Consider the following 11,337-nt stretch of genomic DNA (forward strand, 5'->3'; position numbering starts at 1 on the left):
AAGTTTGAATTGTACCTCCTAGGGGTGCGATGGTCAAGGGCTTTTTGGGGTTGAAGGTTGATGGCAGTCGGTCACGCGGTCTACCTGAGCTTGTTTGATGATTAACTGAGAAAAGTTTTGAGCGATGGTACTTAAAGGATCGATCGCTTTAATGGAGTCAATTCCTTTGAGTTTGAGAGATTTTGTTAAGAGATGAAATTCGGTACACCCAGAAATATAGGAGCGAGTGTTATATTTCTCTAATAATGCTTCTATATCCCTAAGAATACTTAACGGATCCTGTCCTCTTTTTAGCACTTTATAGATCATTTCATGAATCAACTTTTGATCGCTTTCTGAGAGAGAAATAATCAGATCTGCGGTGGTGCAGCCTTCCTGAAATAATTTTTTCTGGTAAGTCCCTGTACTAGCAAGTAAAAGGGTAGGTTCATTATATTCTTGGAGTTCTTGATCCGCTATTTTAATTAAGGAAATAAGTTTATCCGTCAGATTTTCGGGGATCTGAGGTAGAGCATAATGAGCCGTACAACAGCCAATGACTATGCAATCAGCCAGTTTATTGAGATGTTCCAGATTGACTTCAATAAAATCAATAAATTCTCTTTCTTTTCCACTATCAATAGAACCTGTGCGATCAGGTGCAGAGGGAAGAGAAAAAACGATGACATTAGGGGCTTCTTGTTCTTTATCAATAAAAGGATTATACTCATAAATTGACTTAAGAAATTCGGCGGTAACCACTGGTCCCATACCCCCTAAAACGCCAAGAATCGGTAGTTTTGTCTTCATTAAAATCTCCTGCTCGTATAATTGCTGTTGACTAAAAATTAAAATCTTCTGTGAACAGATCTTGCCCCTCTTGAATAAGATTTTCTGAGGAAGCTAAGGATAAGTTTATCAAAGGTTCATGGGCAAATTTTAAAACTTGCTCTAGCCAGTTTTTGAACAAATCTATGAGCAATAAAATTCGCTCATGGATAAATATATCTGTGTTGTAGATTAGCTTGAGATAAAGTTCTTCTTCCTCAACAAAGATAAATTCTAAATCAAATTTAGCGGTAATCATTTTTGGGTCAATGGAGTTAACTGTAATTCCGTCCAAGGCCAGATCTACATTTTGATTATTTTGCAGGACAATTGCCACATCAAAGAGAGCATTCCGGCTAGGATCTCGTTGTAAATTCAAATCAGATACGATCTGATCAAAGGGATAGTCTTGATTATCATAAGCCTCTAAAGTGGTTGTTTTTACTTTGCTAAGGACATCCGTAAAACTGTCGTGATCTGCTATCTGATCCCGCAGGACGAGAGTGTTAACATAAAATCCGATTTGATCTTCTAAATCAGGATGATTTCTGCCGGCGATAGCAGAGCCGATTGTAATTTCATTTTGCTCAGTATAACGGAATAGAAAACTCTTAACCAAACTAACTAAACCCATAAATAAACTGGCTTCTTGTGCTTTAATTAACTTCTCAAAAGTATCGATCAATTCGGGTTCAGGTTGCCATGTAATTGTATTTCCTTGAAAACTTTTAACAGGTGGGCGCGGATAATCAACAGGTAAGTTAAGACGCACAGGGACAGGAGTTAATTTAGCTAACCAGTAATCCCGTTGATCTTGAAGTTTCGAGGTTTCTAATTGACTTTCTTGCCAAGAAGTATAGTCTTTATAATGAATTCTGAGAGGGGGCATTAATTGGGAATTTTCTTGTCCATAGGCGTGATAATGGCTGAGGAAATCTTTAATTAAAACCCCTGCTGACCAACCATCAGAAATGATATGGTGCATATTAAACAAGACGATGTAATTCTCTTGGCTTAGTTTAAGTAAGTTAACTTTAAGTAACGGTCCGACTTCTAAATCAAAAGTCGTTTTGGCATTATGGCTGATCGCTTCTTCGATCAAGTTTTCTTGTTCTGTGCTAACATAAGCTGTCAGGTCTATTTGTTTAATGACAAAGTTCATTTGATTATGGACAACTTGACGGGGTTGATTATTGATTAAAGTAAAGGTTGTCCGCAAAATTTCATGGCGTTGAATTAACTGTTGAAAGGCATTTTCAAAAGCATCAATATTGAGATTGCCCTTGAATTGATAAGCACTGGGCATTCCGTAAGCATTATGATTTTGATCTAGAAATTCTAAAGCCCAAAGACGACGCTGACCATGAGACATCGGATAGGATTTTTGGGGGGGAATTGCCGAAATGGGTTCTTGATAATTGTATTGAGTCTGGGAGATTAAAGTCGCCAATCCAGCAATGGTTGGAACTTTAAAGAAGTCAGCCAATTTTACGGATACATTTAGTTCTTTATGAACCCGGGTTACAACCCTTGATAAGAGTAGAGAATGACCGCCAATTTCAAAGAAGTTATCAAAAATACCGATAGGATGTTTAGAGAGAATTTTTTCCCAGATACTAACGAGATTGGATTCTAAATAATTCCGGGGTGCAACATAATTAGAATTCACCAGAGATTTACCAGTTTCTCTGAGTTCTCTCAGGGAGTGCAGGTCAAGTTTCCCATGTCGAGTTAAGGGGAATTGCTTTAAAAAAATAAAGTAACTCGGAATTATATAAACTGGTAAAAATTTGGCAAGAAATTCTCGAATCTCAGCAATTTCTAGAGTTTTGTCTGTTTGACAGTAAGCAGATAATTGAGTTTGATTATTAACTTGAACGGGTAAAACAATCGCTCTTTCAATGGGAGCATAACGAGTCAATTGATATTCAATTTCTCCGGGGTCAATTCGATAACCATTGACCTTAACTTGATTATCTTTTCGTCCCATAAACTCAATGATACCGGGAGCAGTTTGCTTGCCTAAATCGCCGGTTCTAAAGAGAGTTTTTGTCTCATCAAGAAAGCTAGGTTTAAATTTTTCTTGAGTCATTTCGGGTTGGTTATGATAACCCGATGCTAGGGCGGCACCTTCTACACAAATTTCGCCGATTACATGGAGGGGAACGGGATTATTAAATTCATCAAGAACCCCTAAGCGATTGTTATGGAAAACTTGACCGAGGGGGATTTCGCTGTCTAAGTTTTCCTTGATTTCATACTGGGATACTCCCACACAAGTTTCTGTAGATCCGTAGACATTGCTAATAATTTCTGCTGGAAAACGTTTCCGCAAAGCTAAGGCAGTTTCCCGATCTAATTTTTCCCCTCCTACCGAGATATATTTTAAGCTGGAAATGGTTTCTCCTGGTTCAAGTAGCCCCAAGATTTCTCGATAGATAGATGGGGTGGTGTGTAGGGCATTAATTTGATTTTCCTGTAGGAAAGAAACCAAATGTCCTATATATTTTATTTCGTACATATATAGGGATGCACCTATGGTTAAGGGGAGAAAAATATTACGAATAGATGGATCATGAGTAACAGCAGCTGTGAAAATATAGCGCCATTCAGGATGTTTATCTAAATCAAAGGTAAGTCGTAAGCTTTGAATAACATTCAAAATTGAGATGTGACGGCCCATGACTCCTTTAGGATTACCAGTTGATCCTGAAGTGTAAAAAATATAAGCAGTTTGGCTAGAATTGCGAAATATTTTAGGCTCATCTTTGTCATATTTTTCAACAATAGGATCAATTTTATCTAAGCAAATTTTCTCCATTTTTTCAGGTAACTTAGAGATAAAATTACTCTCCGTTAGGCAAACATGACAGCCACTATCTTTTAAAATAAACTCAATGCGACTGTGAGGATATTGAGAGTCTATAGGAACGTAAGTCGCTCCAGTTTTAAAGGTAGCCAGAATCCCGATGATTAAGTGGTGATTACGCTGGAGCATGACCCCAATCACTTTTCCTACACCTAGCTGATATTCCTGCTGTAAATAATGAGTAAGACGATTGACTTTTTCATTTAATTCTTGATAGCTAAGGCTAATTTTTCCCGCAATTAAGGCGGGAGCATTAGGGGTTAATTTAACTTGAGCTACAAAGTCATCAATGATGGTGGCTTTTTCTGGGAGTTTGCGAGTTTTTCCCGTTAATTGTCTGAGTAACTTCTCTTGTTGGACTGGGGTTAATAAAGGTAACTGATAAAGGAGATGATTAGCATCGTCAATGATTCCCCTCAGCAAAATTTCAAAGCTTTCAATAAATTGTTTAATTGTCTCTTGTTTAAATAGTTCTGTATTGTAATTGCAGTAAATAATGAGGTTATCATTAAGTTCAATTAAGTTAAATCCTAGATCAAAAGGGGTGTAACTAATTGGTGACGGTGGCAAGGATACTTTTAAGTCTTTAAACTCAGGCAGAGTTAAACTAGGATCCATGTTAAAAGATACAGAAATGAGAGGAGAACGAGAAAAATCTCTAGGTAATTGTAAAGCTGCTAATAAATCCTCTAAAGTATAACTCTGATGGCGAAAAGCGTCGATCAGGGTTTGTTTAGTATGTTGTAAATGTTCAATAAAAGAGGTGGTAGCATCGACTTGTATCCGCAGGGGTAAAAATTGAGAACAAAAGCCTACTAAGTTGTCACTGCCTTCTATTTGTCGCCCAGAAATAGGAATACCAATGACTAAATCCTTATGGCCAGAAATTCGACGCAAAAAAGCAGTATAAGCGGCGAACATCGTCATAAATAATGTAGCTTTATTTTTGCGTCCTACTTTCTGCAAATTTTGCCCAACTTCAGAGGGAATGACTTGAATTTCTTGTCCGCCAGTGTAGGTTTTAACGGCGGGACGGGGAAAGTCGGTGGGAAGCTCAAAGGTTGGGATATCTTCCTGATAGGTTTTCAACCAAAAATCCCGATGCTCTAACATTTGTGGACTTTGCGTCTCTTGCGCTCGCAAAGTTAAATATTGCCGAAACTGCATCGGTGGTGTGAGAACCTCTTTAGTTGTGTTATTTTGGGATGAATAAAGTTGACCAATTTCCTGCAAAATTAATCCTAGTGACCAACCATCTGCCACAATATGATGAGTTTTTAAAGATAGCAGATAATGGTCAGGTTTTAAGCGCATTAAAATCACAGCAAATAAGGGAGCAATCGACAAGTCAAAGGGTTTTTGGGAAAACTGAGATCGTAACGCTAAGGCCGTCGCTTCGGGATTATCTTCATCCTTCAAATTAATTAGTTTTAATTTAATGTTAACTTCATTGACAACTTCCTGTAATTCTCCTTGTTCTATAATTTGGGTTCGCAAAGCTTCATGGCGATTAATAACTTGATTAATCGTTTTTTCTAAAATGTAAACATCTAAAGAACCTCGTAATTCTAGAGATGTTGTGACGTTATAGGATGCTGAAGCATTACGGTCTAATTCAGCTAATAACCAAAGCTGACGTTGAGCTTCACTGGTGGGAAAGGATTGATTTAAAGATGGTAAATGTTCCCTACCATCTTCATCTTCAGAAAGCGGCTTTTTTTCTTCTTTCTTGACTTGGGGGCGTTTAGCATTAGCAAAAAAACCGGCTTGCTGCAATTCCGTAATCGCTTCTTTGACGGCTACTATAACTTTGTCTATATCTTCATTAGTATGGCAGGTGGAGAGAAAACAAACTCGTTTTTCCCATGTGTAGATTCCTTTAAGATTTAATAGGTAATAAAAGAGGGGTAATTCGATGGGTTGTAAGAAAATACTATAAGCTCCAAAGGGTTCAAAGCGGAATAAAGACCCAAAATTAACAACCCGAATCGGAATGCCTATTTCTTGAAAGAATTGATTGACTTCGGTGGCTAATCGATGAGTTAATTGATTCACTTTTTCTTGAATCGTTGGGCTGTTTTCCCGAAGATGTAACAGCACAGCACGACAAGCAGCAAGGGCTAAAGGATGACGACAAAAAGTTCCCCCAAAAGCGGTTAACTCGGTTTGCGGATGAGAGTCATCTCCGTATTGCCAGAAACCGCCGTCAACGGTATCCAAGAAATCTGCTTTACCGCAGATCATACTAATTGGTAAACCTCCTCCAATGGCCTTACCATAAATGACTATATCAGCTTCAACATTAAACCATTCTTGCGCTCCTCCCGGAGCAATCCGAAAGCCGGTAATAATTTCATCAAAAATGAGTGTGATTCCTTTTTTATGGGTTATTTGTCGTAGTTTTTGCAGAAATTCTTGAGGCTGTAAATCGGGTTTGCGACTTTGAACTGGTTCGACTAATACGGCGGCTAAATCATCAGCATGAGTAGCAATAATATCGAGGCTTTCTTCAACTCCATAACTCAAGACTATTACGTCTTCAACCATTCCTAAAGGGGTGCCTAGACTTAAGGGTTGAGCCATGGTTTGATCTTTTCCTACTCGTGCTAAGATGCCGTCAAAAGTTCCATGATAGGAGCCGGCAAACATAACGATTTTTTGACGTTTTGTCCGGGAGCGAGCAATGCGAACAGCCGCCATAATCGCCTCGGTTCCCGTATTACTAAAAGCGACTCTTTCGACTCGGCCCATTTCACTAATTAAAGCGGCGGTTTCGGCGGCCAGATTTGACTGCATTCCTAAGCCTATTCCTCGATTCATTTGTTCTTGAACTGCTTCAATGACAAAATCAGGACTATGCCCAAAAAAGTTAACCCCAAACCCCATAGCTAAGTCAATGTAATTATTGCCATCAATGTCCTTAAAATAAGCCCCTTGAGCGGATTCTGAAACAATGGGATATTGAAATTCTTTTAAGGCCATGCGGAAGTCAATGGTCGGTTTAACATCTACCATTGTCTTACGGCTATTTTGTGAATAGGCTTTTGATTTGGCGGTTTTCTGGTTATAAATACTCTGTAAATTTTGAATAAAGGCTTGTTGTTGTTCGGTTAAGGATTTGTTCTCAGTGAGCTTTAAGGCTAAGGGGTTTAAATTGGGAGAACTAGGTTTCTCAGGAGATTTGGGCTTCTCTTGAGAAACCGGCGGGTAAGTTTCTATTTTAGAGCTTTGGGCAGGAATGATTTGAGTCTGATTCGTTAATATTTCGGGGACTATACCTGGAAAAACGGGGGCAGCTTGAAGAACTTCTAATTGCTTGATAATGGTTTTCTCATGGAGTTCTTTTAGGTCTTTTAAAGATTGTAATTGAGCCATCATTAAGGCTTCTTTACCGGAGCTTTCACCGGAGACAGTAAGCTTAGTCCTTGCAGGAATTGAGAGGGGTTCATCTGGCACACAAGCAAGAATTAATTCTTGTCCATTGTTAATGGGAATATTGTTTTGTTTAGAGAAACTATTCGCCGTAGCAAACCCACAACTTTTTAAAACGGAACACCAATTTTCACCCCTTAATAAGGGTGTATCTGAGCGTAATTGTTGATCCTGAAAGCGCCACCATCCGGGGGTTAATCCAAAGGTTAAATTCAGCCATGAGTTATTTTCTACGGTTTCGAGGAGAACTAAGTAACCGCCGGGGCGCAGAAGTTCCCGAATATGGGTTAGAGTTTCTGTAATATTTCGGGTCGCATGAAGGACGTTAGCGGCGACAACAATATGATAATTATGGGCAGGTATCCCCTGAGAAATGGGGGACTTTTCAATGTCTATTTGATGAAAGTTTAGGTTATATTTTTTCTGAAATTTTTGCCTAGCTTGATGCAGTAAGAAGGGAGAAACTTCGCTAAAAGAATAAGTGACATGATCGAGGTTTAAGTGGTTAAGAATTGCTTCTGAAGTGGCACCAGTTCCTCCTCCTATTTCGAGAATTTGATAGGGGCGATCACTATTAGAAAAGTTCGTTAAAATCTGGTTAATAGCTTGGGCAACTCGTTGATTCATCAATCGAGATACGGGAGAGTTGCCATAGATACTTTCTGCATGAGCAACGGAACCTTCTGGGAAAATTAATGTCAAGGGGTCTATATTTCCCTTGAGAACTTCTGCTAAATTTTCGCCGCAGCGTTGCAACATTTCTAATTCAGGTTTTGCAGATGGACAAGTTTTTTCTAGCTTTTGTAGGGCTTGGGCTAAGGAAAAATACTCAGGCAAGTTTTTGACAGTCCAAACATTCCCTTGATTTTGAAGAATATTAGCTTGCTCTAAATCCTGCAAATAACGATTGAGCAAAATGTGATATTTGGGGGCAACAGGTAAGGTTTGTCTTAGGGTTTCTATTGTCCATTGTTCCCCTTGATTAAGTTTTTTCCCTAAGGACTCTAAAGCCTTGATGATATAGGCTGTAGCGATGGGTTGCAATTGATCAATGACTTGCAGATAATTGCTTAATTCTGTCTCGTCATCGATAACTTTAGCTGTTATTTCTGAAGCATTTTCTAAGGGTTTTTCTTTGACAAATTGGCAGAGGTATTCGGCGATATCAACAAGAGTTTGTAAATCGGTAAAGAGTTGATCTATTTTCACTTTGACTTGAAATTTTTCTTCAATTTTGCGAGAAAAGTCAGTCAAGATAATTGAGTCTGCTCCTAAGTTTAGTAATGTCTCATCCTCCGGCAGATCGTTCTCATCTTCTTTCAGAAGTAAAGCCAAAATTGATTTTAATTGATTACGGATTTCCTGTTGATGTTTTTGCATATTGAAAACTGTGGTTTCGGTATCGGTAAGGTTAGAGGTTTGTGAGTCTAGGAATATTTTGTCAATGCTCTGATTTTCTGTTCGAGGATTAGGCTGAAATTGGAAAGGTTTCCTTTGAAAGGGATAGTTCGGCAATCTGACTTTTTTATAGCCATAATTCTGATTGAATTGTTCTGGGTTGAAAGGCAGGCCATTGAGGTAGAGTTGTGCCAAGGCTGAAAGAATTGTCTGCCAGTTATCTAAGCCACGATTGAGAGAACTTAACCAGATGACCTCATCTTTATAACGACGACCTTGTTCTGCCAGTATTGGTCTTGGTCCCACTTCTAAAAATAGGTTATATCCCTTGTTGAAAGCGGTTATTAAACTCGACAAAAATCTTACTGGTTCTCGGCATTGTTTGCTCCAGTAAGTGGCATCTGGTGCATTTTCTAAAACCTCTCCATCAAGTCCTGAAAGTAAGAGAATTTGGGGGCGTTGATAAGAAATTTGACGAGCCTCTTTTTCAAATTCTTTTAAAATTGGCTCCATTAAAGGGGAATGAAAAGCCTGAGTAACGGGGAGATATTGAGCGGGAATTTTTTGCTTTTTGCAGGTGCTAATAACTTCCTCAAGGCTGGCACTTTCTCCAGCAATAACAATCTGTTGAGGGTGATTAATGGCAGCTATTGAAACCGTTTCATGATAATTTTTAATTAGGGAACTTACTGTCTCTTCATCAGCAAAAATTGAAGCCATTTTCCCGGAGGTTGTGGTTTGCATTAATTGCCCCCGTTTGACAATTAAGGCGAGTCCAGCTTCTAAGCTAAATACTCCTGCGATACAAGCTGCTACATATTCTCCCACACTATGGCCAATCAGTAAACTGGGGGTAATTCCCCAAGATTTCCATAGCATTGTTAGGGAATATTCTAGGGCGAATATAGCCGGTTGAGCGTAAGCGGTTTGATTGAGTAAATCGGTCTGTTCACCAAATAATATTTCAGTTAAAGGATGGTCTAAATACTTCGCTAATATTTCGGCACATTGATCAATATATTGACGAAATGTCGGCTGAGTTTGATAAAGTTGATGCCCCATGCCAGGATAACAAGCGCCTTGCCCTGTAAAAAGAAAAACAATTTTAGGGGATTTTTCCGATGTAAAACGTTGATAAAAAGTCAAATCATCAAGTGGGTTTTCTTCAGCAAAAGCGGCTAATCTTTGTTGTAATTCTGGACAAGTATCGCCAACAATGGCTAAACGTTCAGGTAAACCTATCCTTCCGACAGCTGCACTATAACAAATATCTCCAATTTCAGGATGAGATTCTAGGAGGGTATGAAAACGTTTAGCTAATTCTTTTAAAGCGGTTTTGTTGTGGGCTGAAAGGGTTAAGAGATGACTAGGAATTTGTTGTTGAATTTCTGAGATTTTGCTGACGGGTGCCTGTTGAACAATGACATGGGCATTTGTGCCGGAAAACCCGAAAGAACTTACCCCAGCTATGGGGACTTTATTGTTATTCGGCCAAGGTATATTTTGAGTAGGAATTTTAATAGGATGGTCTTCCCAATTAATCAGAGGATTAGGGCTTTGGAAATGAAGATGGGGCGGGATTTCACCCTGTTGAAGAATCAGAATCGTTTTGATTATTCCAGCCATGCCAGCGGCGGCTTCAAGATGACCGATATTGGTTTTCACTGAGGCGACATAAAGAGGGTCGGAGCGCTTTCCATAAACTGAGGCAATGGCATTCAATTCGATGGGATCTCCTAAAGAAGTACCTGTGCCATGAGCTTCTATGTAGCTGACATCTTCAGGGAGTATTCTGGCATCAGCTAGAGCTTGACGGAGCAATTCTTGCTGGGCGGGTCCACTGGGTACGGTTAAACCGGCAGCAGCACCATTATGATTCACCGCCGAACCTCGCAACAGGGCAAGAATTTGATCCCCGTTTTTCTGGGCTTCTGATAAAGTTTTTAAAATCAAAACCCCACAGCCTTCCCCTCGCACATATCCATTGGCAGAGGCATCGAAGGTTTTACAACGCCCATCGGGGGACATCATTCCCGACTGAGAAAGACTAATCGTAATTGCGGGTTCTAAAATGAGGTTTACCCCACCCACTAAAGCGAGTTCACATTCACGATTTCTCAGGCTACGAATCCCCTGATGGACGGCTACTAATGAGGATGCACAGGCTGCATCAATGGAGAGACAAGGACCGTGAAGATTGAGAAAATAAGATAGCCTTCCGGCGGCTGCGCTTAGAGCATTGCCGGTGCCAAAAAAAGAGTCAATTTGATCATAGTTTGTGCCGTAAACCTTCAGAGCATGATCAATGCTAGTAATCCCCACAAATACCCCTACCTTATTATCGGCTAAATTTTTCAGAGGTAAATTGGCATTTTCTAACGCTTCCCAAGCAACTTCTAAGAGTAACCTTTGTTGAGGATCCATGGAGGATGCTTCTCTTGCTGAGATCGAAAAGAAACGGGCATCAAATTCTGTGATATTCTCTTGAAGAAATCCACCATAAGCGGTGTTCATTTTTCCTAAAGTTGGTTCTTGAGAATACAGTTTTGAGATATCCCAACGGCTTTTAGGAACTTCTACTATAGCATCAAGTCCGGCTTGACAAAAACTCCAATACTTTTCTGGGGAATTAATACCTCCAGGAAAACGACAAGCCATTCCGACCACCGCAATGGATTCACTTTGTCTCGTCTCTAATTCATGGATACGAGCTTGCATTACCTCCATTTTGCTTAAGGTCGTTGCCATTAATTTTTTGTAATCTATACTCTCAACCATGCCCCATTCTCGATAATTTCTAAGTTTATACGCCGTTAAACATAAATTAGGAT

2 protein-coding genes are annotated in these 11,337 nt (G+C 39.5%); both read right to left on the minus strand.

Annotated features, from left to right (window positions below; translation table 11 throughout):
• Nucleotides 1–33: 33 nt before the first annotated feature.
• The gene (locus IM456_RS13190; protein ID WP_287692355.1) at nt 34–789 is read right to left on the minus strand and encodes an aspartate/glutamate racemase family protein; all 756 of its coding nucleotides are present in this window, start codon (nt 787–789) and stop codon (nt 34–36) included.
• Between the two features lie 31 nt (nt 790–820).
• Nucleotides 821–11,254, minus strand: a complete 10,434-nt coding sequence (locus IM456_RS13195; RefSeq protein WP_287705195.1) for a non-ribosomal peptide synthetase/type I polyketide synthase — start codon at nt 11,252–11,254, stop codon at nt 821–823.
• Nucleotides 11,255–11,337 lie beyond the last annotated feature (83 nt).

This window comes from Microcystis sp. M079S1 (assembly GCF_020246425.1).
GTDB classification, from domain to species: Bacteria; Cyanobacteriota; Cyanobacteriia; order Cyanobacteriales; family Microcystaceae; genus Microcystis; species Microcystis aeruginosa.

Excerpts from the sequence above, each read along its gene's own strand:
- IM456_RS13190 (WP_287692355.1), bottom strand. The coding sequence starts at position 789 with ATGAAGACAAAACTACCGATTCTTGGCGTTTTAGGGGGTATGGGACCA.
- IM456_RS13195 (WP_287705195.1), bottom strand. The coding sequence starts at position 11,254 with ATGGCAACGACCTTAAGCAAAATGGAGGTAATGCAAGCTCGTATCCAT.